This window comes from Moraxella catarrhalis (assembly GCF_001656295.1).
In the GTDB taxonomy this organism is placed as follows: domain Bacteria; phylum Pseudomonadota; class Gammaproteobacteria; order Pseudomonadales; family Moraxellaceae; genus Moraxella; species Moraxella veridica.
In genome coordinates this window covers 1-25,778 of sequence record NZ_LXHE01000023.1, presented here as the reverse complement: position 1 = coordinate 25,778, position 25,778 = coordinate 1, and the positions used below count along the sequence as shown (strand labels likewise).

General features: G+C 44.5%; 20 protein-coding genes. 12 read left to right on the top strand and 8 right to left on the bottom strand.

Translation table 11 applies throughout. The annotated features are described in order from the left end of the window. Positions 1 to 243: 243 nt before the first annotated feature. The gene (locus tag AO382_RS09350) at positions 244 to 1,494 is read right to left on the bottom strand and encodes an NRAMP family divalent metal transporter (RefSeq protein ID WP_064611429.1); all 1,251 of its coding nucleotides are present in this window, start codon (positions 1,492 to 1,494) and stop codon (positions 244 to 246) included. 254 nt (positions 1,495 to 1,748) lie between these two features. On the opposite strand from AO382_RS09350, the gene prfA reads away from it, so the two are divergent. Next, positions 1,749 to 2,828, top strand: coding sequence for a peptide chain release factor 1 (gene prfA / locus AO382_RS09345; protein ID WP_064620517.1), 1,080 nt, complete (start codon positions 1,749 to 1,751; stop codon positions 2,826 to 2,828). 289 nt (positions 2,829 to 3,117) lie between these two features. On the opposite strand, the gene nadC is transcribed toward prfA, so the two are convergent. After that, positions 3,118 to 3,975: a carboxylating nicotinate-nucleotide diphosphorylase gene (nadC, locus tag AO382_RS09340; protein WP_064620514.1), complete on the bottom strand. Its 858-nt coding sequence runs from the start codon at positions 3,973 to 3,975 to the stop codon at positions 3,118 to 3,120. A 35-nt stretch (positions 3,976 to 4,010) separates the two neighbouring features. After that, complete coding sequence (locus tag AO382_RS09335) at positions 4,011 to 4,949, bottom strand: NUDIX hydrolase (RefSeq protein ID WP_064620511.1); 939 nt, start codon at positions 4,947 to 4,949, stop codon at positions 4,011 to 4,013. A 208-nt stretch (positions 4,950 to 5,157) separates the two neighbouring features. Between AO382_RS09335 and nadA the strand changes: the two genes are divergently transcribed. Together nadA and nadB are read left to right on the top strand one after the other, a co-directional pair. Then, positions 5,158 to 6,270 (top strand): quinolinate synthase NadA, encoded by a 1,113-nt coding sequence (gene nadA / locus AO382_RS09330; protein WP_064602908.1) that lies wholly within the window; start codon positions 5,158 to 5,160, stop codon positions 6,268 to 6,270. Continuing rightward, positions 6,271 to 7,830: an L-aspartate oxidase gene (gene nadB, locus AO382_RS09325; RefSeq protein WP_064620508.1), complete on the top strand. Its 1,560-nt coding sequence runs from the start codon at positions 6,271 to 6,273 to the stop codon at positions 7,828 to 7,830. Between the two features lie 16 nt (positions 7,831 to 7,846). Here nadB and AO382_RS09320 read toward each other — a convergent pair whose 3' ends face one another. After that, the gene (locus AO382_RS09320) at positions 7,847 to 9,457 is read right to left on the bottom strand and encodes an ABC transporter substrate-binding protein (RefSeq protein WP_064620505.1); all 1,611 of its coding nucleotides are present in this window, start codon (positions 9,455 to 9,457) and stop codon (positions 7,847 to 7,849) included. 332 nt (positions 9,458 to 9,789) lie between these two features. Here AO382_RS09320 and AO382_RS09310 point away from each other — a divergent pair, with 332 nt between their 5' ends. From AO382_RS09310 to AO382_RS09300, 3 genes are all read left to right on the top strand, one after another. Then, positions 9,790 to 10,791 (top strand): energy transducer TonB, encoded by a 1,002-nt coding sequence (locus AO382_RS09310; RefSeq protein WP_064620500.1) that lies wholly within the window; start codon positions 9,790 to 9,792, stop codon positions 10,789 to 10,791. Positions 10,792 to 10,896: 105 nt separating this feature from the next. Then, positions 10,897 to 11,445 (top strand): MotA/TolQ/ExbB proton channel family protein, encoded by a 549-nt coding sequence (locus AO382_RS09305; protein WP_064620497.1) that lies wholly within the window; start codon positions 10,897 to 10,899, stop codon positions 11,443 to 11,445. A gap of 11 nt (positions 11,446 to 11,456) precedes the next feature. Further along, positions 11,457 to 11,858: an ExbD/TolR family protein gene (locus AO382_RS09300; RefSeq protein ID WP_064602901.1), complete on the top strand. Its 402-nt coding sequence runs from the start codon at positions 11,457 to 11,459 to the stop codon at positions 11,856 to 11,858. 63 nt (positions 11,859 to 11,921) lie between these two features. Here AO382_RS09300 and AO382_RS09295 read toward each other — a convergent pair whose 3' ends face one another. Together AO382_RS09295 and lon are read right to left on the bottom strand one after the other, a co-directional pair. Then, positions 11,922 to 12,560: an inner membrane-spanning protein YciB gene (locus AO382_RS09295; RefSeq protein WP_064602900.1), complete on the bottom strand. Its 639-nt coding sequence runs from the start codon at positions 12,558 to 12,560 to the stop codon at positions 11,922 to 11,924. A 62-nt stretch (positions 12,561 to 12,622) separates the two neighbouring features. Continuing rightward, positions 12,623 to 15,070 (bottom strand): endopeptidase La, encoded by a 2,448-nt coding sequence (gene lon, locus AO382_RS09290; RefSeq protein ID WP_227513676.1) that lies wholly within the window; start codon positions 15,068 to 15,070, stop codon positions 12,623 to 12,625. Positions 15,071 to 15,324: 254 nt separating this feature from the next. Here lon and AO382_RS09285 point away from each other — a divergent pair, with 254 nt between their 5' ends. After that, positions 15,325 to 16,641, top strand: a complete 1,317-nt coding sequence (locus tag AO382_RS09285) for a Na+/H+ antiporter family protein (protein ID WP_064620560.1) — start codon at positions 15,325 to 15,327, stop codon at positions 16,639 to 16,641. A 71-nt stretch (positions 16,642 to 16,712) separates the two neighbouring features. Here AO382_RS09285 and AO382_RS09280 read toward each other — a convergent pair whose 3' ends face one another. Both AO382_RS09280 and AO382_RS09275 read right to left on the bottom strand, forming a co-directional pair. Beyond that, positions 16,713 to 18,566 (bottom strand): monovalent cation:proton antiporter-2 (CPA2) family protein, encoded by a 1,854-nt coding sequence (locus tag AO382_RS09280; RefSeq protein WP_064620491.1) that lies wholly within the window; start codon positions 18,564 to 18,566, stop codon positions 16,713 to 16,715. Between the two features lie 140 nt (positions 18,567 to 18,706). Further along, positions 18,707 to 20,002: a magnesium and cobalt transport protein CorA gene (locus tag AO382_RS09275; protein WP_081261403.1), complete on the bottom strand. Its 1,296-nt coding sequence runs from the start codon at positions 20,000 to 20,002 to the stop codon at positions 18,707 to 18,709. 390 nt (positions 20,003 to 20,392) lie between these two features. Here AO382_RS09275 and AO382_RS09270 point away from each other — a divergent pair, with 390 nt between their 5' ends. The 5 genes from AO382_RS09270 (at position 20,393) to AO382_RS09250 (ending at position 25,751) form a co-directional block, all read left to right on the top strand. Next, on the top strand, positions 20,393 to 21,685 hold the full coding sequence (locus AO382_RS09270; RefSeq protein ID WP_064620489.1) for an ATP phosphoribosyltransferase regulatory subunit: 1,293 nt from the start codon (positions 20,393 to 20,395) through the stop codon (positions 21,683 to 21,685). A gap of 54 nt (positions 21,686 to 21,739) precedes the next feature. After that, complete coding sequence (locus AO382_RS09265) at positions 21,740 to 23,029, top strand: adenylosuccinate synthase (RefSeq protein WP_064620486.1); 1,290 nt, start codon at positions 21,740 to 21,742, stop codon at positions 23,027 to 23,029. Between the two features lie 297 nt (positions 23,030 to 23,326). Then, positions 23,327 to 23,872 carry a VOC family protein gene (locus tag AO382_RS09260; RefSeq protein WP_064620483.1) on the top strand — a complete coding sequence of 182 codons (546 nt, stop codon included), beginning with the start codon at positions 23,327 to 23,329 and terminating at the stop codon, positions 23,870 to 23,872. 41 nt (positions 23,873 to 23,913) lie between these two features. Beyond that, positions 23,914 to 24,909 (top strand): fumarylacetoacetate hydrolase family protein, encoded by a 996-nt coding sequence (locus AO382_RS09255; protein ID WP_064620481.1) that lies wholly within the window; start codon positions 23,914 to 23,916, stop codon positions 24,907 to 24,909. A gap of 140 nt (positions 24,910 to 25,049) precedes the next feature. Further along, positions 25,050 to 25,751, top strand: a complete 702-nt coding sequence (locus tag AO382_RS09250) for an IS1 family transposase (protein ID WP_064618156.1) — start codon at positions 25,050 to 25,052, stop codon at positions 25,749 to 25,751. The last annotated feature ends 27 nt before the right edge of the window (positions 25,752 to 25,778 follow it).

The window sequence follows — 25,778 nt, the reverse complement described above, 5'->3', positions numbered from 1 at the left end:
CTTCCTTTTGTTCCAGTGGGTGATATGTTCTTTATACTGAACATTTGTTCTTGATATGGAATAAGTATATTAAACAGTATTTTTGAAGGCTTGGCAACCGATTTTGATAAATTTTTGGCTTTTTTGGCGGATGACTGATCAAAAATAAGCTAATACATGAACCAATCTATAACAACTACATAATCATAAAAAAATCGCCAAGCAAATTTGGCTTGGCGATAGCTTGGGGTAAGATAGATAAATTTAGCCAATCATACCAAAAAATTGCAATAAAAACAGTATGGTAAAGCCTGTCAAAAACACAATGCCTGCCAGCGCATACCATTTCATGATGGTGCTCAGATGACCTTCTTTTTTGACCAAAGAGTAATTCAAATAAGCAAAAATCGGTGCGGTCACAAATGCTGAGATCATCGCAAATTTGAGCAGTGCCGCCATTTGACCTAAGAAGAATGCGATCAAGCCATAGCCTGCCACAATCGTGAATGCAGTCCATTTGGCGACATATTTTTCGGTGTCGGTTGTGGTGTTGGTCAAAATCAGCGATAGGCTTTCTGAATTGGTACGACCATAGCCGTCAGCACAGGTGATGACTGTGCCATACATGCACAAAAAGGCGATCGCAGCGACCAGCATTTTTGACCAGCTGCCGATGGTTTCGGTGTACATATTGATCAGCTGTGGCACATAAGCACCGCCTTGCATCGCGATCTCGGTGCCTGTGCCATATTGTACAAATACACCAAGCGCCAAGAATAATACTGCCAAGATCGCTGAAGTAAAGTAGCCAACATTAAAATCGACAAAACCCTGAAAACGGCTGGTATGATCGGTGCGAATTTTCTTGGAAGTCCACACTGAGGTAACGGCAGAAAACTCAAGCGGTGCCGGCATCCAGCCCATGAGTGCGACAATAAATCCAAGAGCCGCCAAATTCCAAGGTGAGGCAGGAATAAAGTCAGCTGCCATGGCAGAAGGCTTGCCTGCAGCGATAAATACAGCTGCCACAGTTGCCACTGTCAATGAAGCGATGATCCATTTGGTTAAGCCATCCAAAAAGCGATAATGACCTGCAAATAATAGCACCCATGCAGTAACCATCACGATGCCTGAGAGCGCAAGCGTGTTTAGCTCCCAAGGTAAAATCTGCCCCAAGATCACCGCACAAAGCAGCGCCACCGCGCCTGTACTGATGATACCTGAAATGATACACAAGACAAAAAATGCCCAAAGATACACGCGTGAGATCTTGGCATAGCCTGCCACTAGGCTATTACCTGTTGAGTAGGCATATTCTGTGCCAAAACGATAAAAAGGATATTTAAAAAAATTGGCAAGAATGATCATAATCGCAAGCTGCCATCCGTATAAAGCACCTGCTTGTGTCGAGGCGACCAAATGTGAGCCGCCGATGGCAGCAGAAGCCATCAAAATACCAGGTCCAAATGAGCGCCAAGTCAATTTATGGCTTTGGTTTAGGGTTGTATCAGTCATAAGTTCATACTCAAAAAGTTTCAAACATCGCAGCTACTGGGTTTTATGAAAGCCTGCCAAGACGTACAAGTACTGCAAAGATTACTTGATAAAAGATTACAATTTGCGACAGATTAGCACAATCAAGCATGATGAAACAACCAAATTTAAGGAATAAGCTTTATAACCACTCAATTACACCCATAAAACGGTGCAAAAACCTAAAAAATATGGCAAAATAACTGATTTACCAAATATTTAGCTGAAATAAATTTATGAAAGAATCTTTACGCCACCGCTTGGATCAAATGGTTGATCGTTTTGAAGAGGTTACCGCGCTTTTATCTGATCCTGATACCATCAGCGATAACAAAAAGTTCCGTGAGTTATCCATGGAGCATAGCGACCTATCTGAGATCACCGCTGCTTGGAAGGACTTTGTGCAAGCAGAAGCAGACTTACAAACTGCCAATGAGCTTTTGAGCGATCCTGAGATGAAAGAAATGGCGCTTGATGAAATTGAGGTGGCGCGTGCAAACATTGAGACGCTCGAGGAGGCGCTCAATGTGATGATGCTGCCTAAAGATCCTAATGATAAGGCGACGGCATTTTTGGAGATTCGTGCAGGCACGGGCGGTGATGAAGCGGCGATTTTTTCGGGTGATTTGTTTAGAATGTATCAAAAATATGCACAATCCCAAGGCTGGCAAGTGGAGGTATTGTCTGCCAATGAAGGTGAGCATGGCGGCTATAAAGAAATTATCAGCCGAGTCTCTGGCGTGGGCGTGTACGGTAAACTGAAATTTGAAAGCGGCGCGCACCGTGTCCAGCGAGTTCCAGCCACCGAATCTCAAGGGCGTGTACATACCTCGGCGTGTACAGTTGCGGTGATGCCAGAGGTTGAGATTGATGATACTGTTGAGATTAACCCAAGTGATTTGCGTATTGATACCTATCGCTCAAGTGGTGCAGGAGGGCAACATGTCAATACAACTGACTCAGCAGTACGCATCACACATATCCCAACAGGGGTGGTGGCTGAATGCCAACAAGAACGCTCTCAGCATGCCAATAAAGAAAAAGCCATGAAAATGTTGGTAGCTCGCATTCAACAAGCCAAAGTTCAAGCCCAAATTGATGCAACAAGCGATATGCGACGCAATTTGGTCGGTTCAGGTGATCGCTCAGAAAGAATTCGTACTTATAATTTCCCCCAAGGACGCATGACAGACCACCGCATTAACCTAACTTTATATAAGCTTGATGCCATCATGGAAGGGGATTTGACTGAGCTTTTAGACAGCTTATTGCGTGAACATCACGCTGATTTGATGGCAAGTGTTGGAGCAGAGTAATTTTAGGGTAATTGTTTTATGTCAATTACCCCTAGGATTACCCTAAATGGTACTCAAACATATCCCTAAGATTAGTCAGGTGGGTATTAAAAATAGCTAAATAAATTTATCAGCTATGATGTAAGTTCAGATAAGTGCAATAACAGGGTGTACATAACCTAAAATAATGAGTACTTTTTGTATATAACGCTCCTTAGTGTTAAATAACTGTTGTATAACATGCTTAAGATAAAGCACCTTAATGGTGCTTTAGTATAATTTAATTATGGATTAAAAAGTTATTACTGTCTTAATCCAAAAAATCCAAGCCAATATCATGATTAATCACGCTGTGGGTGAGATAGCCCAAAGCAATATAATCAACACCGCAATCCGCCACCGCTTTGAGTCGTTCAAAGGTAATGCCACCTGATGCCTCTGTTTTTGCTCTGCCTTGGCAAAGTGATACGGCGTGCTTTAGGGTATCGTTATCCATATTATCAAGCAAAACAAAGTCCGCTCCAGCCTCCAAGGCTTCTTCAAGCTGTGCGATGGTATCCACTTCAACTTCAATGGGGATAAGATGCCCTGCGGCTGCTTTGGCGTTGGCGATGGTCTGTTTAAGCGTACCTGAATAAATCAAGTGATTATCCTTAATTAAGATCGCATCATCTAGCCCCATTCGATGATTACAGCCACCACCTGCTCGCACAGCGTATTTTTGTAGATTTCTTAAAAGTGGTGTGGTTTTGCGTGTGCAGGTAATTTTGGCGTGTGTGTGCGATATTTGGGCAACTGCTTTGGCGGTCATGCTGGCGATACCGCTTAGATGTGTCAAAAAATTTAGTGCTGTTCTTTCGGCTTGTAATAAGGCTTGGGTATTGCCCGATACATAAGCCAACACTTGACCTGATTTGATAGTATCCCCATCTGAGGCATTTGGGCTAAAGTTGATTGTTTTATCAATACATTCAAAAGCCAACCTTGCCAAATCCATGCCTGCCAAAATGCCTGTATCACGGCTGACGATGGCAAGATTTGCTGTGCTATTTTTGGCGATGACAGCAGCGGAGGTAACATCACCACGCCGCCCCAAATCCTCTAAAAGTGCTGCTTGGACTGTGGGTATCAGTAGGGCATCAGGCAATGCAAATAATGGCGTTTTCATGAATTTATCCTTATCTTATTAATCATTATCTTAAATCATTTGCTCACAGGCAGGCGAGTGTTAGATAACAAACGCTCAAGTAGTACCGTGTCTTTAAATCGGTAAAGCTGTGCAGGTCGACCACGCTCATGAGCAAACCTGCCTTCAATGGCTTCTATCAGGTTTTGCTGCTGAACTTGCCTGCGAAAATTTTGTTTATGCAGTTCTTGACCTGATAATGCTTCGACGCTTTTTTGAAGCTGAAATAAGGTAAACTCATCTGCCATCAATTCAAAAATAACAGGGCGGTATTTTATCTTGGCACGCAATCTGGCGAGTGCCGTGGCTAGTACACGGCGATGGCTATGCTGCATAAAACGACCAGTATGGTGAAAAGCAAAATTTGGGTTTTGCCAAGGCGATTCGGCAACCAATCCTGTTTCATACAATAATTCATAGCGTAGTAGCACCTGCTCTTCTGACCACGAATAAGGTGGTAAACCCCAGCATAATTGAACCCGTCTTAGCCGTTCTTGGCGTTCTTGGGTATCGTTGCCAGCATCCACCCAAGCATACAGACCTGATAAAATCTCAATGGGTTCACTGCTATGGCGTCGATCTTCCCATGGAAAATAATCATACCAATCTTGCCAAGTGGCATCAGGGTTTAGGCTGTGGGCAGTGGCTTCTTTAACCAACCCAAGGTAGCTGACATACAAAACGGGCATACCTTGTGCGTTTTTACGCTCACCATCTACAAAAGTATACAGCTGTTCCACATAACCCATTGGCTGAGCGGTTTGGGTGCGTACCCAGTCTTTAACACCAGCTTGTAGTGAATGATGAATGGGTGTCAGCTGACCGCTGGGCAACTTATCACCGCCGCTGACCGTTAAGATACGAGCTTTATGATCAGTAACAGCAGCCAAAACCGTTACAAGATCGACCAAGCCGTCAGTTTGTTGGGGAGTATTGGTTGATGAATGTATGCTCATAATTCACAGTCATTGAAAAATCATCATTTTAAAAAAAATCTTACTAATTTTCAATGTACTTTTGATAACCAGACTGATTAAAAAGCGATATCCTATCAAAAACTGCTTTACATTATACTCAAAATGAGCATAATATGTCAAATTAATACTCAAAATGAGCATAAATCATCTGAGTAATCATTTAAGCTGATGCAAAAAGGAGCATGTGATGCACAAAAATACCCAGCAAGCGTTTGATTATGAAGCACCTTTATCAAATATGCCAACGACATCGTGTCGCATCAAGCAAGCGTGGGCAAAGATCCCGCCTGAGCTACCAAAAGACGCACTGACCCAATACCAACACAATATTAAGGATCTGCTTATCCAAAAAGATGCGGTGATTATTGCACATTACTATGTTGATCCTGACATTCAAGATTTGGCATTGGCGACAGGTGGCTGTGTTGGGGATTCGCTTGAGATGGCTAAGTTTGGGGCGGCACATGACGCCAAGACTTTATTGGTCGCAGGCGTTCGTTTTATGGGTGAGAGTGCCAAAATATTAAGTCCGCACAAAACAGTATTAATGCCTGATTTACAGGCTGAATGTTCGTTGGATTTGGGTTGTCCAATTGAGGAATTTAGTGCATTTTGTGATGCACACCCTGATAGAACAGTGGTTGTCTACGCCAACACCAGTGCCGCTGTCAAAGCGCGTGCTGATTGGGTGGTCACTTCTTCGGTCGCACTTGAAATTGTCAGTCATTTACACGCCAAAGGAGAAAAGATCATTTGGGGTCCTGATCGTCATTTAGGAGAGTACATTCGCCAAAAAACAGGGGCGGATATGATTTTATGGCAAGGATCTTGCATTGTGCATAATGAATTTAAATCAATAGAGCTTGAGCAGCTTAAGAGCGAACACCCTGAAGCGATTACTTTAGTGCATCCAGAGTCCCCTGCCAGCGTGGTCGCTCAAGGAGATGTGGTCGGTTCTACCAGTAAGCTATTACAAGCTGCCATTCATCGTCCCGAAAAAACTTTCATCGTTGCAACCGATTTGGGGATTTTGCATGAAATGAAAAAGCACGCACCACAAAAAACTTTCATTGCAGCACCGACAGCAGGCAATAGTGCAACTTGCAAAAGCTGTGCATTTTGCCCTTGGATGGCCATGAATGGCGTCCAAGGGGTTTATCAAGCGCTCAAATATGGTACAGGTGAAATTCAGCTGACTGAGTCTTTGATGAATGATGCACGCCATGCGTTGGATAAAATGATTGAATTTTCAAAAACATTGCCCAAAAAACCCACGGTTCATGGTTTGGGAGTTGCCTAAATGAAACCAGATTCTTATGATGTGATCATTGTTGGTAGCGGTTTGGCGGCTTTAACAGTAGCGTTATCTTTACCAAAAGATTGCCAAGTTTTGTTAATGTGCAAAGGTGAAATTGCTGATACATCAAGCCGCTTTGCCCAAGGTGGCATCGCTGCGGTGATAGCACCAACTGACAGCATTCAGGAGCATGTGACAGATACGCTCATCGCAGGTGCGGGTCTGTGCGACCCCCACACAACCGAGCAAATCATTCGTCAAGGTGCTGATGCGATTGCTTGGCTTAGTTCTTTGGCAGTACCTTTTAGTACAACGAAAGAAGGTTTGCACTTAACCAAAGAAGGTGGGCACAATAGACGCCGTATTTGCCATGTGGCTGATCATACAGGTCAATCAGTCATGGCGTGCCTTTGGGCAAACATGCAAACTCGCCCAAATATCCATGTGCTTGAGCGGTGTTTTGTTACAGATATTTTGACTGAGATTGATGCAAAGACAAAAAAAGTGCATTGTAAAGGTGTGGTATGTCTCATCAATCAACAACCCAAAAAATATGATGCCGATAAAGTGGTGCTTGCCACTGGTGGCTTAGGGCAGATTTATCAATATACCACAGCGCCAGAGGTTTGTACTGGTGATGGTATTGCTATGGCGTACCGAGCAGGTTGCCGCATTGTGAATGCTGAATTTGTTCAATTTCACCCAACAGGTTTTGATGACGGTATGGCTCAAACAGCACTGATATCAGAAGCAGTTAGAGGCGAGGGTGGGCGGCTCATTAATGCTCAAGGCGAACGCTTTATGTCAAATTATGATGAGCGTCTAGAGCTTGCACCCAGAGATGTTGTCGCAAGAAGCATTACCAAAGAGGCACAGCGTACCGCTCAGGGCGTATTTTTGGATATCAGTCATCAATCAGATGAATTCATCAAGCAGCATTTTCCAAAAATTTATCAATCGTGCTTAGCTAAAGGCGTGGATATAACCAAGCAGCCAATTCCTGTAACGCCAGTACAGCATTATTTTTGTGGGGGTGTTTTGACAGATGTCAGTGGGCGAAGTGATGTGGTGGGTTTGTATTGTTTGGGTGAGATGGCCTATACAGGGCTGCATGGTGCCAATCGGTTGGCGAGTAATTCATTGCTGGAATGTTTGGTAATGGGTCAAAATGCTGCCAAATCTTTGCAAGAACCTTTGGCGAAATGGTCAAATCGTGATGTACTGCCTAATTGGTCGGTTCAAACGCATCAAAAGAATGTTAATCTGGCATCAAGTATGCCATTGGATGTCGCTCAGATTAAGCAGCTGATGCAGCAGCATCTTGGAGTAATGCGCAGGCAAGAGGATGTGGCAAAAACTGTCGAGCTTTTGGCGGGGGCTTTGGCTGATCTATCCACCCAAAATCTTACTACTCAAAGCCAAATCGAGCAGCTCAATCTCACCATGTGCGCTTATTTGGTCGCAAAAGCAAGCTTAGATCGCCCGCATAGCATTGGCTGTCATTATTGGGTGGAAAATGAGCCGAATCTGATAACGCCAAATCACCTGCCAAAAGCTGGATAAGCACTTTTATCAGATATCATTCAAAGGACATGTCTTTGACATGATAATCATCCATAGGATTGTCATGTGAAAAGCCTTTGACATAGGGTTTTACCAAGCGTACACTGATTGCTGAATACATTGGAATGATCGCGGTGTCTTTGGCGATCAAAGTTTCGGCTTCTTGATACAGGCGGCTGCGAGCGGCATCATCAATGCCTGGCTGCAGCGTCTGTGCCATAATGGCGTCGTACTGCGGACTGCTATATTTGCCAGTGTTGCTGCTACCGCCTGTTTTTAGCATATTCAAAAAGCTGCTTGGCTCATTATAATCAGCACACCAGCCCGAAAATGCCAAATTATATTGCCCTTGGTTTTTGGTATCCAAAAAAGTTTTCCATTCTTGGTTGATCAAAGACACCTGGACAGCACCACCTAAATTTTGTCTCCACATGGAATCAATCGCACTGGCGAGCATCTTGGCTGTTTCGCTGGTGCTATAAAAAAATTCAAATTTCAGTGGATTGTTAGCATCGTATCCTGCGTCTTTGAGTAAGCTGATCGCTTGTTCGTAGCGTGTGGATTGGTCAAGTGCTTGCCAATCTGGGCTAATCTTAGTGATGCCTTGAATGGCTAGGGGCGTAAACTGATACGCTTCAGGGTTATCGCGTTTTAGAATATCGGTCAGTGTTTTACGCTCAATACTCATAGATAGCGCTTGGCGTATGCGCGCATCATCAAATGGTGCTGACTTAAAATTCGGCTCTAGATAGTATGTACAAAGCCGGGGAGCGGTATGCATCTCATTAGGCAAATCTTTGCGAACCTTATCCATAACTTCTGGCGGCACGCCATTGATATCCAGCTCACCAGTCATGTAGCGATTCATGCCAGCACTTGATGTGATCGGTAAAAATTGCACCTTTTCGATGGCTGTATTGGCGTTATCATAATAAGCAGGATTTCGCTCAAGATTAATATGGCTATTGACCACCCAGTCGCTTAATCGATAAGCACCGCTCACCACGATGTTGTCAAGTGATAGCCAGCTGTCCCCATGTGCCTGTACGACCGCTTTGGGTACAGGATAAGCAACTGGCAGCGCCAACATATCCACCAAATAAGGTACAGGCTCATCTAAGGTGATCTGTAATGTCTTATCGTCCAATGCCTTAACGCCTAGAGCGTCCACAGGCAGATCGCCTGTTACGACTTTTTCGGCATTGTGAACTTTGGCGTCGACCAAATAGCTGGAATAATAAGTAGCAGTGGCAGGATCGACCAATCTTTGAAGCGCAAAGACGGCATCATGCGCGCTGATGGCATCACCATTTGACCAGTTGGCATCGCGCAATTTAAAGGTCCAAACTTTATTATCCGTCGTCTCCCAACTTTCGGCTAGACCAGGTATGATTTTGCCTTGGGCGTCAGTCATCACCAAGCCTTCAAACATCTGCCGAATGATGGCAGAGCTGGTGGTATCTTGGCTTTTTTGGGGGTCTAGCGTGGCAGGTTCGTCACCATTGGCGATGATGAGTGTGTCTTTATTGGGCGGCAGTGATGCTGATGGCTGCGATGGGGAGCTACAAGCGCTGATTCCTAAAGCTGTCACTAAAGTGGTAGTCAGCATGGTCAATTTTAAGTTCATAGTCATCCTTATAACTAATTTTATGGATTTGAGAATAGTTGTATAATAAACAAGTTTTCAAATCTTAGCAAAGTTATATAAATTGTCAAGAAAAAATACTGCGCCATAAAATTTAAGCAAACTTTTTGAGAGAGGTTGGCAGATTGATAATTAATGTTATAATATAACTTTTTTCGATCAGTTGGCAGCTGATTTTGGTGAAATAAATTTTACTAAAGCATTGCAATTTATAACCAAATCGTTCATAATATGCCAACTGATAATCGTTATCGTTACTATTTTTATTTTTTGTCAATAGATATACCATATTTGGTTGTTTATGGGTGTTTTAAGTGGATAATTCCAAAAAAATCAAAGTGTTGGCTATCTCTATCGCAGCTGTTTTGCATGGATTGGTAGGTTTTGGATTGGCGAATATGACCATAAAACCAATCATACCGCCACCTGTCACACCGCCTTTAGAGATTGAATTTATCAAAGAACCAGTGCCTGAACCCATCGCACTTAATGACCTTGAGTCGCCCGAACCACCAGGCGAACCTGTTGTTACACCAGAGCCTGTTGTAGAGCCAGAGGTTGCTACCCCTGAGGTTGTTGAACCGCCTGAACCCATTTCTGAACCGCCACCTGAACCTGAGTCATTGCCTGAGCCTGAACCGATTCCTGAACCCGAGCCTGAGCCATTGCCCGAGCCTGAACCTGAGCCCGAGATTGATGTAGAAGCCATCTTAGAACAACAAAGACTTCAAGAGGCTTGGGTTGCCCAGCAAAAACAATTGGCCAAAATTCAAGAACAAGAGCGACTTGAACAAGAACGCCTTGAAAATGAACGCAGGGAACAAGAACGCTTAGAAAACGCAAGGCGTGAGCAGGAGCGACTTGACAACGAACGCAGAGCCCGAGAACAAGCACAAAAAGAAGCCCAAGCAGCTGCTGCAAGACAAGCTGCCGCCGCTGCCCAAGCGGCTGCTAATGCTGCCAAAAAAGCAGGCAATCATGGGGGCGGTCAGCCTGCCCAAAATCAGACTGTGGAAGGCGGCATTAATATCAGTAATGCCAGCTGGAAAACCAAGCCCAGAGTGAATAATTTTTGTTCAGCAAGAAGTGATATTGACACCACGCTTCAAGTGAGTTTCCGTGTTGATGCTGAGGGTAAAATCTCTAATGTCAATTTAAATGGCTCAACAGGCGATGCCAAATTAGACCGACAGATTACCCGTCAAATCGGTCGTGGTCGCCTGCATCCGTTTAGAGAGGGTAACATCACGCGTGTTGGCACTGCAATTTATCCGATTACGCTAAAATTACAAAAAGATGAGTCTTGTACCAACTAATTTTGTGGTTTTAACTGATTTTTAGCAATAATTCTTATGACAACTTAGTTGAGTTGCCCAAATATTTGGTCATCTGATTGAGTTTTGAAAATTTGAGGTGAATTTATGGATTTTGGATTTTATTGGTCGCATACCGATGCGGTGAGTAAGACACTGTTTTTTGTCTTATTGGCTTTATCAATGGCATCTTGGATTGTGGGCATCATGCGTGTGATTAACTCTCGGCGTCGCACAGCAAATATTGTTGATGAGCTAACCTCCCAAATCAATATCCAAAACTTGGGTGATCTGCCATTTGACCAACGCAAGATGGCAACAGAGCAAACACTGCTCCAACAAATCGCTCATCATCGTTATGAACTTGAAAAAGGTCTGCCCGTTCTTGGTACAACAGCTTCCATCGCACCTTTTATTGGGCTGTTTGGTACGGTTTGGGGGATTTTTCATGCCCTTCATAGCATCGGTGCAACAGGTCAAGCAGGCTTGGCACAAGTGGCAGGGCCTGTGGGCGAGGCATTGATTATGACAGGTTTGGGTTTGGCGGTTGCAATACCTGCGGTGATCTTTTATAACATTGCCACACGCATCAACAAGCAAGCGATTCATCTGGCAACTGATACAGCCCATCAAATTCTGTCTAAGATTGTACGATAAAGGAGGGTCTGATGGCTTTTGAGTTGGGTGATCATGACAATAGCGGCATGAATGAGATGAACCTTATTCCGCTGATTGACATCATGTTGGTTTTGATGATTATTTTTTTGGTAACAGCAACGGTGCTAAACCCAAGTGTACCGCTTGATTTACCAAAAACTTCGGCATCGGTGAATGATGCACCGCCTGAGGTCTTACAAATTAGCATTGATGAGGCAGGGGGGATTTATTGGGACCGTGAAGCACTGAGCTTAGATGAGCTAAGTCAGCGTTTCACCGAGCAGGTTAATGCAGGCAAAAATCCTCAAATTAATTTGCGTGCTGATAAAGAGGGTAAATACGACACCGTCGCACAGGTTTTGGCTGAGGCATCAAAAGCGGGACTGGGCAAAATCGCTTTTGTCAGCGAATAGATGGATTTAATCAAATCAAAGATAATAAAAAGCACTGTTAAAACAGTGCTTTTTATTAGGTTATTACTTATTAAGTGATTGTTTAGAACTCTCGGTAATGTCTTTTTTGATATTTTTTCTTAGGCAAAAAAACATCACACCCAAAAATATAAACATGACAATCATATCACCAAAAGCGGTAAATTCGCCCCAGTATTTCCCCTCTGCAAAAATGAATGCAAAAAATGTATGTAAACCTGCCATCACAGTAAACATACCCACCCAAGCCAAATTAAGATACTGCCAACCTTGATGCGTTAGGTGAAATACAGGCTCAAACAAGCGTTTGATGATAGGGCTTTTATCTTTACTAAATAATGGGGAGATAAGTAGCCCCAGTGCAAATGCACCATTAATTAACACTGCTTTTAGCATGATATAAAATGCGTCGCTAAGTGCTAAGGTGATTCCACCAAAAACCACCGTCATCAGTAACACAAACCACTGCTGCTTTTCTAGGTGAAATCTTTGGCTGATGAATAAATACCCATATATAATTACAGTTGCGGCAATCAGCCCAAATGTTGCCACTAAAATGTGGTTATTATCCGTACCTGCTGATCCAATGAGTTGTAAAATCGGATGCGTGTTGTCTGTTGGTTCGGTCGTTTTATAAAGAACAAAAAATATGATGAGTGGAATATAGTCAAATAAGGCTTTCATGATGCATATCTTTTCATAAATAAAAAGCACACCTGACAATGTCTGCCTAGGTGTGCTGTTGTTTAGCTGCGTACAGTATCGCTACTGGTCTTGTGAGTGACCGCTTGTGGAGGGAGTGGGCGAATTGGCTCAACCAATGCCGCCGCTAACACCTCATCAATCGTCTCAACAGGCTGAATGACAAGACCTTCTTTGACATTGTCAGGAATCTCGATCAAATCACGCTCATTGGATTTGGGTATTAAGACATGCTTGATCCCGCCGCGATGCGCCGCCAAGAGCTTTTCTTTGAGCCCGCCGATGCGCAGGACTTTACCACGCAAAGTTACCTCGCCAGTCATTGCTATATCGGCGCGGATGGCAATACCCGTCATTGCAGAGACGATGGCAGTGGTGAGTGCGATACCTGCCGATGGACCGTCTTTGGGTGTAGCACCTTCGGGCATGTGGATGTGCAAATCGGTATTTTTAAATTTCTCATAATCAATACCAAATCGCTCGCCATTGGCACGCACGACGCTCATCGCGGCTCGGATAGACTCTTTCATGACATCGCCAAGCGATCCTGTAAACACAAGCTCACCTTTACCTTGCATCGTCGCAGATTCGATGGTCAAAAGCTCCCCACCCACAGAAGTCCACGCAAGACCTGTGATGCGACCAATTTCAGGTTCTTTTTCTGCTAAGCCATAGTCAAATGGCTTGACACCCAAAAAGTCTGATATATTCTCATCATTAATGGTCAGCCCCTCGATTTTCACACCTTTTTTAGGCTTAGTGCCGTACTTTTCAATTTGTGTGCGAACTGCTTTTCGGCTGATTTTATTAATCTCGCGCTCAAGGTTTCGTACACCTGCCTCTCTGGTATAATGACGGATAATACTGGTTAATGCCTCATCAGTAATATTAAGCTCATTGGGTTTTAGACCGTTTTGTTCCAAAGCTTTTGGGGTTAGATAATTATTGGCGATCGCCATTTTTTCATCTTCAGTGTAGCCAGGCAAGCGAATGACTTCCATGCGATCAAGCAGGGCAGGCGGGATATTCATACTATTGGCGGTACAAATAAACATCACCTGCGACAAATCCAAATCCAAATCCAAATAATGGTCATTGAACGCTTTATTTTGGGAAGGATCTAAAACCTCAAGCAAGGCTGAGGCAGGATCACCACGAAAATCTTGCGCCATCTTGTCAATTTCATCCAACAAAAATAGCGGATTTTTGACCTCGACTTTGACAAGTGATTGCACAATCTTGCCAGGCATCGCACCGATATAAGTGCGGCGATGACCACGAATTTCGGCTTCGTCACGCACACCGCCCAGCGCCATACGCACAAACTTACGACCTGTGGCACGAGCAATGCTCTCGCCCAAAGAGGTCTTACCCACACCTGGAGGACCTACTAAGCATAGAATCGGACCGCGGATTTGTTTGACGCGGGATTGTACCGCCAGATACTCCAAGATGCGATCTTTGACATCATCTAAGCCATAGTGGTCTTTATCCAATGTCTGCTTGGCTTTGTCAAGGTTGATGCTGACTTTACTGGCTTTATTCCAAGGCGTGTCCAAAATCCACTCAACATAACCGCGCACCACTGACGCTTCAGAAGAAGACGCAGGCATCTGTTTGAGCTTTTTAAATTCGCTTTCGGCTTTTTTGCGGACATCGTCAGGCAAGTCAGCTTCTTTTAGACGATTTTCAAGCTCAACATCATCATCTTCAGCGCCGTTATTTAAATCAGACAGCTCTGATTTGATGGCTTTCATTTTTTCATTTAAGAAATATTCGCGCTGATTATTTTCCATCTGCTTGCGGACGGTGTCTTGTAGCTCGCTTTCGATGCTGCGCTCGGTTTTGGTGTTGGTGAAATATTCACTCAGCGCCTTAAAGTATTCAGTGGCATCGCCTGATTCAAGCAAGGCTTGCTTTTTGTCAAGGGGTAACTGCGTGCGCGTCGCTACAAAGTAGATCAGCTCAAGCAAATTGTCAAAGCCATTGGCAACACGGATCAGCTCGCGCGAATTTCTCAGTGCACTTTCGGCATAGTCACTAAATAGCTCAAGCAGCACTGACTTTTGGGCATCGGCTTCTTCTTGGCTAAGATTTAGCTCAACATCGGCAGCGGTAAATTCCACGATCAGGCTATCGTCGGCATCATCACTGGCATTTTGGATGTGACCGATTTGTACACGCTCAAGACCTTCGATCAGCACCTTTAGGCATTTGTCATCAGAATCATGCGGCATGGTGCTGACAATGCGGCAGCGAGTACCGAATTGATACAGATTATTGATGTTAATCTCTTCGGCAAGCGAGTCTTTTTGGGAGACGACGATCAGCTCGCCATCGTGTGCTTCTTGAGCCAGCTCAATGGCTTTGATGGATTGCTCACGACCCACAAACAAAGCGATTTGCATATAAGGGTAAACCACCACATCGCGCACCGCTAACAGTGGCAGCTGCCCTGGGTTTTCATAATAATCGGATTTTGAAATCGTCATTGTTGTCATTCCTTATGTGTTAAAATGATGACAGTTTTATGGTGGCATCTGCAATAAATTGCAAGGCTTACCCATAAAAACTTGGCAAATCATCAATGGTGTTTTAGTAAACATTGCTAGATGATTGCAGTTGTGCAAATTGTCTATAATAATTAAATCGCTAAGTTATTGATTTATCATCATATTATTAAAAAAATCTTACTGGTTTTTGGGGTATAATACTTCGTTTGATTTTGATGGGTGAGTTGGGAGTGATGATGATTAATGCTGTGTTACTTGCTGTCATTGTGATGGTTGGCTTGTCGCTTGCACGCGTGCATGTGGTGCTAAGCTTGGTGGTTGGGGCGCTCGTCGGCGGTTTGGTGGCGGGCATGTCAGTAGCTGATACGCTGACTTCTTTTCAAGATGGTATTAAAAACGGTGCACAGATCGCTTTGTCTTATGCCATGCTTGGTGCGTTTGCGATGGCGATCGCTCATTCAGGACTGCCGCAGATGTTGGCAGATAAGCTGATTGCTCAGGTGCAGCACACCGATGGCGCAGGCAAGCTTAAGTTTTTCTTATTTTTTATCTTGATTATCATGGCGATGATGTCCCAAAACATTGTGCCGATTCATATTGCATTCATTCCGCTGATCGTGCCGCCGCTATTATTGGTGATGAATCGTTTGCGCTTGGATCGCCGTGCTGTGACGTGTATTTTGACCTTTGGGTTGGTCAATACATATATGTTCATTCCTTATGGGTTTGGTGATATTTTTTTGAATCAAATTATTCTTAAAAATGTCAATGAAGCAGGCATGGCAACCGATAATATCTCAATGATGCAAACTATGACGATTCCTGCTTTGGGTATGCTGATCGGGCTTTTGATTGCGATTTTTGTGACTTATCGTAAACCCCGCGATTACCAAGAAAAAGATGTGGTAGTCAGTCAAGCGCCCACTCACGTTGGCACGCTCAATGTTGTCGTGGCGGTGGCGGCGATTGTTGCGGCATTTGTGGCGCAGCTGATGACGGATTCTTTATTGATTGGCTCGCTCGTGGGTTTTGCGATATTTATGGCGACAGGTGTCGTTAAGTGGCGCGATGCTAATGACGTATTTAATGATGGTATTAAGATGATGGCGATGATTGGCTTTATCATGATTTGCGCTCAAGGTTTTGCAGAAGTGATGAAAGCCACAGGGCAAATTGATGCGTTGGTTGATGGCGTGGTGGGTATCTTTGGCGATAACAAAATGCTTGCGGCATTTTCGATGTTGCTTGTTGGTTTGGTGGTGACGCTAGGGATTGGTTCGTCATTTTCTACCGTCCCCATTATTGCGACCATCTATGTGCCGCTATGCATGGCGGTGGGCTTTAGTGTGCCTGCTACGGTGGCTTTGATTGCGACAGCAGGCGTGTTGGGCGATGCTGGCTCGCCTGCGTCAGACTCTACGCTGGGTCCTACCATGGGGCTAAATGCAGACGGTCAACATGATCATATTCGTGATTCTGTCATTCCAACTTTTATTCATTATAATATTCCTTTGATTATTTTTGGTTGGATTGCTGCCATGGTGCTTTAGTAGCTTTTGGTTAAATAAATGTTAAATACATATTAAAATGCCTTGAATTGAGTTCAAGGTATTTTAATTGATTAGTGATTTTCTTGACCCAGATAAGTACCCCGTTTTGGTTGCCATGTGACTTCTTCGCCACGCAAGATTTTTTCAATCATCACCTTAGTATGCGCGCGATGCTCATTGAGCATGCTGATCATGTGCGTGTTTTTATAGCGGCTGACATTTGGGTCATAGGTTTCGGCAGCTGCGGCGACGCCGTCCCGATCTCGGTGATGGTAAAGATGTGCGATGCGCTCGGCAATCTCACTGTCCATCCCCAAAAGCTCAAGCCCTGTGCGTGCGCTACGCACCGCCGAGTCAAAAGTCTCACGAATCACTGCATTGGCGCCTGCTCTGTGCAGCTGATAGGCATGGACGCGATCATAAGCGCGCGCCACGATCGGCAAGTCGCTATATGCATGGCGCAAATGGCGTACAATGGACAGCGCTTCTTCAGGATGATCAATGGCAATGATCACCAGCTTAGCTTTGGCGATGCCCGCCATGTCAAGCAAATCAAATCGTGTGGCATCACCATAATAGGTTTTGATACCCAAGCTTGATAACCCATCCACATGATCAGCATCACTATCAATCAGTGTGGTCTGATAGCCACAAGCGGTCATCATACCATTCACGACTTGTCCGTATCTGCCATGTCCTAAGACGATGATGGGGTTTTCTTCGTCGATCGCATCACTGTCTCTAAAAGAAGCTTTGGGGCTGTGTTTGGCTATGTATTTTTGATGGATCACTAAAAATAGTGGCGTAAGCACCATAGATATTACAACGACTGCGGTCAAATTGGCATGGGTATCGGCAGATATCACCGAATGAGCCGCCGCCGCTGAAAATAGCACAAAAGCGAACTCACCACCTTGTGCCATCATGACCGCGCGTTCAATGGCGATGGCGTGACCAGATTTGGTCATGCGCGCCGCCAAATAAATCCAAAGACCTTTGGTGAGCATGAGTACGATGACGCCAAGACCGATCAGCTGCCAGTTCTTAGCGACGATGGATAAATCAAGCGCCATGCCGACGCCCAAGAAAAATAAGCCCAATAAAAGACCGCGAAAAGGCTCAATGTCCGCTTCAAGCTGATGTCGGAAACTGGATTCAGACAGTAGCACGCCAGCGACGAACGCGCCCATCGCCATCGACAGACCGCCAAGTTCCATGAGTAGTGCCGATCCTAGCACGACCAATAACGCTGCTGCAGTCATAATCTCTCGTACACCAGTTTTGGCAAGTATTTTAAATAATGGATTAATCAGCACGCGTCCAACAACCAGCAGCGCAAGCAATGAACCCAATGCGACCACGATCGCCTGCCAAGCTGGCGTTTCGCTGGTGTGCACCACCGGCGATAAAAAAGCCACAATGGCAAGCAGCGGCACGATCAGCAGATCTTCAAATAATAAGATGGACACCATGCTTTGACCTTTGGCGGTGGACAACTCATTGTTTTCGCCCAAAGTTTGCATGACGATCGCCGTCGAGGTCAGTACAAAGCCTGATGCACCCACAAAAGCCACTTGCCATGATACCCCAAACAGCTTCATCACTAGCATCATTAAGGCTGTGGCGCCTAGCACCTGCAAAGAGCCAAGCCCAAAGATTTGCCGTCTTAGACTCCATAAGTGCGATGGATGCATCTCAAGACCGATAATGAATAAAAACATCACCACGCCAAGCTCAGCGATATGGATGATGGTCTGTGGATCGGTAAATATCCCTAAGCCAAACGGTCCGATGATCAGACCACCAGCCAAATAACCAAGGACAGATCCTAAGCCAATTTTACGAAAAACAGGAACTGCAATCACGGCAGCCCCAAGCAGTGTAACGACCTGTATCAGCTCGCTTGCCATACCAGCTTCAGCCATAGCCATCCCTTATTTTGATGATAAACTCAAATAAAAAAGCACAATAATTAAGCAGCCATTTTAATGGAAACTTAAGCACTGTGCCAATAAAATCAAAAATTATATATAAAACTTATGAAGTTATCAGTTTGAATGATAAATTACAACCAACCTGCCTTTCTAAATTTAGAATATAAGAACAAACACACGCTAATCACGGCACCAAGTACGACAAAATACGCATTTTTGATGTGCAGCTCAGGCATATAGTCAAAGTTCATGCCATAGATGCCAGCTACCGCCGTCGGCACAGCCGCTATACCAGCCCATGCCGCAAGCTTACGCACGACGTCGTTTTGCCCCATCGTGACCATCGCCATATACGTATCCATCGCCACAGACAGCATTTCGTTCAGACCATTGACCGCATCAATAGAGCGCAAAAGGTGGTCGTTAACGTCGCGGAAATATGGCTTAGCGGCGACAGGGAAGGCAGAGACCAGCTCATTTTTTTTATGATTAATAAAAAAGTTACACACATCTTGAACGGGTAAAATGACCGCTCGCATGTGCACCAGTTGAGATTTTAGTTCATACAAGCTTTTTAAGGTAGTTTTACTAAATTCGTGCGAAAAAATATTACGCTCTTGCTCGCGCAGATAATTACCCAATCGGTCGGTGATTGGCAAATAGTTATCGACGATAAAATCCAAAATCGCATGCAGTACAAAAATCGGACCTAAGCGCAGCTTTTCGGGGCGGCGGTGACAGTGCTCTCGGACAGGGGTGTAGGAATTGGATGCACCACGGCGGACGCTGATGATGAAATTTTTGCCCATAAAAATGGCGGTGGTGCCATAGCGAATTTGATTGTCCTCAAGCTTGGCAGTTCGCACGACGACGAAGATCGTATCGTTCCCATAGCTTTCGACTTTGGGGCGCTGATGATCGGCAAATGCATCCTCCAAGGCAAGCTCATGCAAATCGAAAGCATCTTGAACTTCTTGCACCGTCTCAAGGCTTGGGTCATACAAGCCAAGCCAAATAAACTGATTATTATTGGTGAGTGTGCGGCTGACATCCTCGATCGCCAAAGCCTCAATAGGCGCACCCGTTTTACGAGAATAAGAATAACAAATGACCGTTTCGTTATCACCTGATTGTTCTATATCCTCCAAACGATCCGCATCAGGATCGTAGACTGTCATTGTCTCAATGGTATCTTCATCCGTAGCATCAGCATCGCCATAGATATAGCTGTCTTGAGTATCGTGGAAAGTTTCAGCACTTTCAGGGGTATGCTCAGGGTCGTTGGTGACTTTGATCATGTCTGATTCATCAAACAGCTCATCTTGATGAATGATAGGATTAAGATCAGATATGGTGGCGGATTCGGTAGGGTGGGTCAGGTCGTTTGGATTTGGGGTGTGATCGGTTTGTGTATTATGCTGTGTCATAAAATCCCCAAAAAATCGCAAATTTCGTGATGATCAGTTTGCCAAAACCCTAAAAATATAGAGCAAATTTATATTCAGTGGATTATTATAGCAATACTGTCGCAATTTTTCATCAGTTAAATGATGACTTCATTGACAATTGAGTGATTGATAAAATTTTTTTCAAATTAACCTTGCAAGCCTGCTAAGGTATGGTACACTAGTCAAGAAAAAATGCTAAATGCTTACTGTGATCACAAATGAGTCAATATAACTCATTTGTAATTATGATACTTATTTTATAAGCTTGTTATAAGCCCAAGTTATTTTTTCATGATACCGTATTTCATGACACCGTATTTTGGTCAAACGCTTGTTTGACTGTTTTTATTTGCTGACAGGGGTTTTTTTGTGCCAAAGCATAGCACCACCAATTCTAACGCCGAACACCAAATGGATGCAAAACACATTCAGCAAAATTGGCTCCTACCTGATGGTGTTGCTGATGTCCTATTTACCGATGCTCAAAAACAAGAAAGCTTGCGTGATGCCTTACTATTTGTGCTCACAGCGCACGGTTATCGCTTAGTGTCGCCACCTTTGATTGAGTACACCGAAAGCCTACTCAATAATGCCGATGAAGATTTAAAACGCCAAACTTTCAAATTTATCGATCAGCTCAATGGGCGCTTGATGGGCTTGCGTGCCGATATTACGCCGCAAATTTTACGCATAGACAGCAAATATGGTCAAGGTGTCAGCCGTTACTGTTATGTTGGGCAGGTTGTCAAAACCCTACCGACCGGTCTGTTTGGACTGCGTACACCGCTTCAGTTGGGCGCTGAGATTTTTGGGGTGGATGACATCCGCGCCGAGCTTGAGCTGATTGACCTGCTGGCAGCACTGTTGGATGAGATTGGACTGGATCGAGAGATGTTGCATGTGGATATTGGACATGTGGCTATTTTTGATCGCTTATGCCAGTTGCATGAAGTTTCAAACAAAGACGCTGACGAGCTGATTGGTATTTATCATAAAAAAGCCATGCCAGAGCTTGCCAAATGGTGCCAAAATATCGGACAAAGCCTAAGCAGCCCAAGTGATGCAACCGATTTTTTGGTGTTGGCTAAACATACACTAAGCAGTGATCGTACGCCAAATGCCGACGCTTTATTAAGTAAACTGTCTGATAAAGCTCGCCAAGATGATGACATCATCCAAGCGGCAAATGAGCTTGCGACTTTGGCGGCGCATATCAGAGCAGTCGGCATGAGCGTGAGCATTGATGTGACTGAATTGTCAGGCTATCATTACCACACTGGCGTGGTCTTTGATGTGTATTTGAGCAATAGAACTACGCAGACTCAGGCTTTGGTGCGCGGCGGACGCTTTGATGGGATCTCAACTCAAGGCGTGGCACGCGGTGCGACTGGCTTTAGCATGGACATTAATCGCTTGCTTGAATTTGTTGAGCTTGAAGAAGATACCGTGATTTGGGTGGATTATCACGATCTACAAAATGCCGATGCAGACACAAAAGCCGATTTGGCGGCACAAATTAAAACTTTGCAATCTGAAGGCTGTATTGTCATTAAGCCTTTGACTGTGGATGATAAGCCTGATCAGATTGATGGTATCTTGCATTGGGATACTGATCAAGATAAGCCTGTTTGGGCGGTGCGCTTAGTTGGTGATGAGTTCTGACTGTCACTGATTTGATTGTTGAATGATTTATTGAGTAACTTTTAAGGATACATTATGGGTAAGAATGTTGTCGTGCTGGGCAGTCAGTGGGGCGATGAAGGTAAAGGCAAGATTGTGGATTTGCTCACCGAAAAGGCCACCGCCGTCGCTCGCTTTCAAGGCGGTCATAATGCAGGTCATACGCTAGTCGTCGGCGGCGAAAAAACTGTCTTGCACTTGATTCCATCAGGCATTTTGCGCGAAGGCGTGACTTGTTTTATTGGTAATGGTGTTGTGCTTGCCCCTGATGCACTGCTCAAAGAGATGAACGGCTTGATCGAAAAGGGTGTACCTGTGAGTGAGCGGTTGCGCATCTCGCCTGCTTGTCCATTGATCATGCCTTACCATGTGGCCTTGGATCAAGCGCGCGAAATTAAGCGTGGCAATGGTAAAATCGGCACCACAGGACGCGGCATTGGTCCTGCTTATGAAGATAAGGTTTCTCGTCGCGCGCTTAAAGTCGCCGATCTGTTCCGAGCGGATCTGCCTGAAAAGCTAGAAAATTTGCTTGAATATCATAACTTTGCACTGACTGAATATTATAAAGTCGATGCCATCGACTTTGACGCCACACTTAAGCTATGTCAAGAATGGGCAGCCGAGCTCAAAGACTTGGTGGTGGATGTGACGGACGCGCTAGAGACTCGCCGCCAAAATGGCGAAAATCTGATGTTTGAGGGCGCTCAAGGGACGCTACTTGATATTGATCATGGTACATATCCGTTTGTCACCAGCTCAAACACGACAGCTGGCGGCGTATCTACTGGGACAGGTCTAGGTCCTTTGTATTTGGATTATGTACTGGGTATCACTAAGGCATACACCACGCGTGTTGGCTCAGGTCCATTCCCAACAGAGCTGTTTGATGATGTGGGTGCCCATTTGGCAAAAGTAGGTCATGAGTTTGGCGCAACGACTGGACGTGCTCGTCGCTGTGGTTGGTTTGATGCGGTAAGCTTACGCCGTGCAGTTGTGCTAAACTCAATGAGTGGAATTTGCTTGACCAAGCTTGATGTGCTTGATGGCTTGGATGAGATTAATATCTGTACGAGCTATGAAGTGCCAGAAGGTGAATGTGCAGGTGCTTATGATGCTGAATATTATGAAAAAGTCACCCCAAAATATGAAACCTTGCCAGGTTGGAGCGAGTCAACGATTGGCGTGACCAATTTTGATGCATTGCCTGCCAATGCCCAAGCATATATTAAGCGCATCGAGGCGCTTGTCGGCTGCCCTGTGGACATTATCTCAACAGGTCCAGATCGAGGTGAGACCATCGTGTTGCGCGATCCTTATGACGCTTAATTGATTGTTTGGTTGATCCAATTAAAATCCCCCAGTTGCAGGATTGCTTCTGGGGGATTTTAATTATTTTAATAACCCTCCATATTTATCATAGCTATTCATGATTTGGGAATCCATCGGTTTGAAAGTCGGTGAGCTTGTATCTTGAGGTTTCTTAGTAATCATTGGTGAATTCATGCATTAAATCACAGGAATTATCGTATAGTCTGATAAATAATCCATAAAATCCAACTTTTATTTAGGGGTATTTTTTGATGAAATGATAGAACAAACCGCACATCACCAAGGAGAGTTTTCATGTCCCTGACCAAAGGCGTGCATCATGTGGCGTATCGCTGCAAGGATGCCAAACAGACGGTTGAATGGTATCAAAAGCACTTACACATGGAATTTGTGCTTGCCATCGCCGAGGATAAAGTACCATCTACGGGCGAACCTGACCCTTATATGCATATTTTTTTGGATGCAGGGGGCGGTAATATTTTGGCATTTTTTGAGCTACCGACCAAACCTGAGATGGGGCGTGATGAAAATACGCCGATTTGGACTCAGCATTTGGCGCTCAAAGTTGATAGCGAAGAGGCATTAAACGCCACCAAACACAGGCTGATTAATGAAGGCTTGGAGGTTTTGGGGCCTGTGAATCATACGCTATTTAAGAGTATTTATTTTTTTGATCCCAATGGACATCGCATTGAGCTTGCCTGTGATATCTCAACCGATCGGATGAACCGCGCGCTTGATCAGGTCAAATGGCAGATGCTCAATGAATGGGCGCAAACCAAAAAAGCACCCAAATACGCTCAGTGGGTTCATGACGGTACAGAGCCACCCGATGTGTGATGGATTTGTTTTTTAAAATATAAAAATAATCAGGAGTTTTTATGAAATTAGCCACCCTAAAACAAGGCGGACTAGATGGCACCTTGGTCGTCGTCAGTCGTGATCTGAGCCGCTATGTCACCGCAAGCGAGATCGCACCCACCTTGCAAGCTGCCCTCGATGATTGGGAAAACACAGCGCCTAAGCTTCAAGATATCTATCAAAAGCTCAATGATAGCACTGACGGCTTACCATTTGATAGTACAAAATGCCACTCGCCGCTGCCTCGGGCGTATCAATGGGCGGATGGTTCAGCGTACATCAACCATGTGGAATTGGTGCGTAAAGCCCGAAATTCAGAAGTACCCAAGTCATTTTATGATGATCCTTTGATGTATCAAGGTGGCTCGGATGGCTTCATCACTCCAAATGATGATATCGTCGCAAGCGAAGCGTGGGGCATTGATATGGAAGCTGAAGTGGCGGTTATTACAGGCAAAGTTGAAATGGGTAGCAGCCCAAAACAAGCCGCTGAACAAATCCGCTTAGTGATGCTGGTCAATGATGTGTCTTTAAGAAATCTTATCCCAGATGAGCTTGCCAAAGGCTTTGGGTTTTTTCAGTCTAAACCTGCCTCGGCGTTTAGTCCTGTCGCAGTGACGCCAGATGAGCTGGACGATTGGCAGGACAATAAATTAAACCTACCGCTGGTTGTGCATCTAAATGATGCGCTCTTTGGTCGTCCTAATGCTGGCACAGACATGACTTTTGATTTTGGTCAGCTTATCGCTCATGCTGCCAAAACACGCAATCTGGCGGCAGGGACGATCATTGGCTCAGGGACGGTGTCTAATAAACAAGACAGTCTGTGGGGCTCAAGTGTCGAGCATGGCGGCGTCGGTTACTGCTGCTTGGCGGAGCTTCGTATGTACCAAAAGATCGAAGGTAAAGAACAAACGCCATTTCTGAAACACGGTGATGTGGTGCGTATTGAGATGTTTGACAAAGACGGCAACACGATCTTTGGCACGATTGAGAATGTGGTTAGGGGGATTTAGGTTTAATTTTTATATCAAACATTCTTAATACCACACAATTTAAGTCAGATAAGTTAGCCCACCGCTGATCATCAAGTTCAGGTAGTGCTTTAAAAAGTATGCTGTAAAAAAACAGGCTGAGAAATTGATAAAATAGTGAAATGCAAATCACACTATACATCAACTGCCCAGCCTGTTTAGGGGACAGTATAAAGAAAAACGGTAAAAAAAGCTATGGTAAGCAGAACTACCAATGCAAAGACTGCAGGCGGCAATTTATTGGCGACCATGCGTTAAGTTATCTTGGATGTCACTCTCAAAAAGAAAGCAAAATACGCCAACTCATGGTACGAGGTAGTGGCATAAAAGACATCGCTTGCGTTGAAAGGATTAGCCAAGGTAAAGTATTAGCTACTTTGGAAAAATGCAACTACCGACTGATACCAAAGCAAAGTCACTATGACCAACTAGAAGTAGACGAGCTATGGATGTTCGTAGGTAAAAAGAGCAACAAACAATGGCTCATCTATGCTTACCACCGTCAAACAGGCGAAATTGTTGCCTATGTATGGGGAAAGCGAGACCTTAAAACGGTTAAACGATTAAGCGCAAAACCTCAAGCCTTGGGTGTAACTTGTGCTGTTATTGCCAGTGATAATTGGGATAGCTTCGTCACTGGCTTTAAAGGCTTTACTCAAAGAATTGGTAAATTTTTCACCGTGGGCATCGAAGGAAATAATTGCCGTATTCGGCATAGGATAAAACGAGCAGTTAGGCGAAGTTGTAACTTTTCCAAAAAACTCGAGAATCACTTTAAAGCCTTTGATTTAGTGTTCTTTTATATTAATAACGGGTATGTCTGATATCAGCATACTTTTTAATGCACCACC

Coding starts and splice junctions, on each gene's coding strand:
- AO382_RS09295 (WP_064602900.1), bottom strand. CDS start 12,560: ATGAAAGCCTTATTTGACTATATTCCACTCATCATATTTTTTGTTCTT.
- AO382_RS09305 (WP_064620497.1), top strand. CDS start 10,897: ATGGATTTTGGATTTTATTGGTCGCATACCGATGCGGTGAGTAAGACA.
- AO382_RS09300 (WP_064602901.1), top strand. CDS start 11,457: ATGGCTTTTGAGTTGGGTGATCATGACAATAGCGGCATGAATGAGATG.
- prfA (WP_064620517.1), top strand. CDS start 1,749: ATGAAAGAATCTTTACGCCACCGCTTGGATCAAATGGTTGATCGTTTT.
- nadA (WP_064602908.1), top strand. CDS start 5,158: ATGCACAAAAATACCCAGCAAGCGTTTGATTATGAAGCACCTTTATCA.
- AO382_RS09250 (WP_064618156.1), top strand. CDS start 25,050: ATGCAAATCACACTATACATCAACTGCCCAGCCTGTTTAGGGGACAGT.
- AO382_RS09335 (WP_064620511.1), bottom strand. CDS start 4,949: ATGAGCATACATTCATCAACCAATACTCCCCAACAAACTGACGGCTTG.
- AO382_RS09265 (WP_064620486.1), top strand. CDS start 21,740: ATGGGTAAGAATGTTGTCGTGCTGGGCAGTCAGTGGGGCGATGAAGGT.
- AO382_RS09260 (WP_064620483.1), top strand. CDS start 23,327: ATGTCCCTGACCAAAGGCGTGCATCATGTGGCGTATCGCTGCAAGGAT.
- AO382_RS09350 (WP_064611429.1), bottom strand. CDS start 1,494: ATGACTGATACAACCCTAAACCAAAGCCATAAATTGACTTGGCGCTCA.
- nadB (WP_064620508.1), top strand. CDS start 6,271: ATGAAACCAGATTCTTATGATGTGATCATTGTTGGTAGCGGTTTGGCG.
- nadC (WP_064620514.1), bottom strand. CDS start 3,975: ATGAAAACGCCATTATTTGCATTGCCTGATGCCCTACTGATACCCACA.
- AO382_RS09255 (WP_064620481.1), top strand. CDS start 23,914: ATGAAATTAGCCACCCTAAAACAAGGCGGACTAGATGGCACCTTGGTC.
- AO382_RS09320 (WP_064620505.1), bottom strand. CDS start 9,457: ATGAACTTAAAATTGACCATGCTGACTACCACTTTAGTGACAGCTTTA.
- AO382_RS09285 (WP_064620560.1), top strand. CDS start 15,325: ATGATGATTAATGCTGTGTTACTTGCTGTCATTGTGATGGTTGGCTTG.
- AO382_RS09280 (WP_064620491.1), bottom strand. CDS start 18,566: ATGGCTGAAGCTGGTATGGCAAGCGAGCTGATACAGGTCGTTACACTG.
- lon (WP_227513676.1), bottom strand. CDS start 15,070: ATGACGATTTCAAAATCCGATTATTATGAAAACCCAGGGCAGCTGCCA.
- AO382_RS09275 (WP_081261403.1), bottom strand. CDS start 20,002: ATGACACAGCATAATACACAAACCGATCACACCCCAAATCCAAACGAC.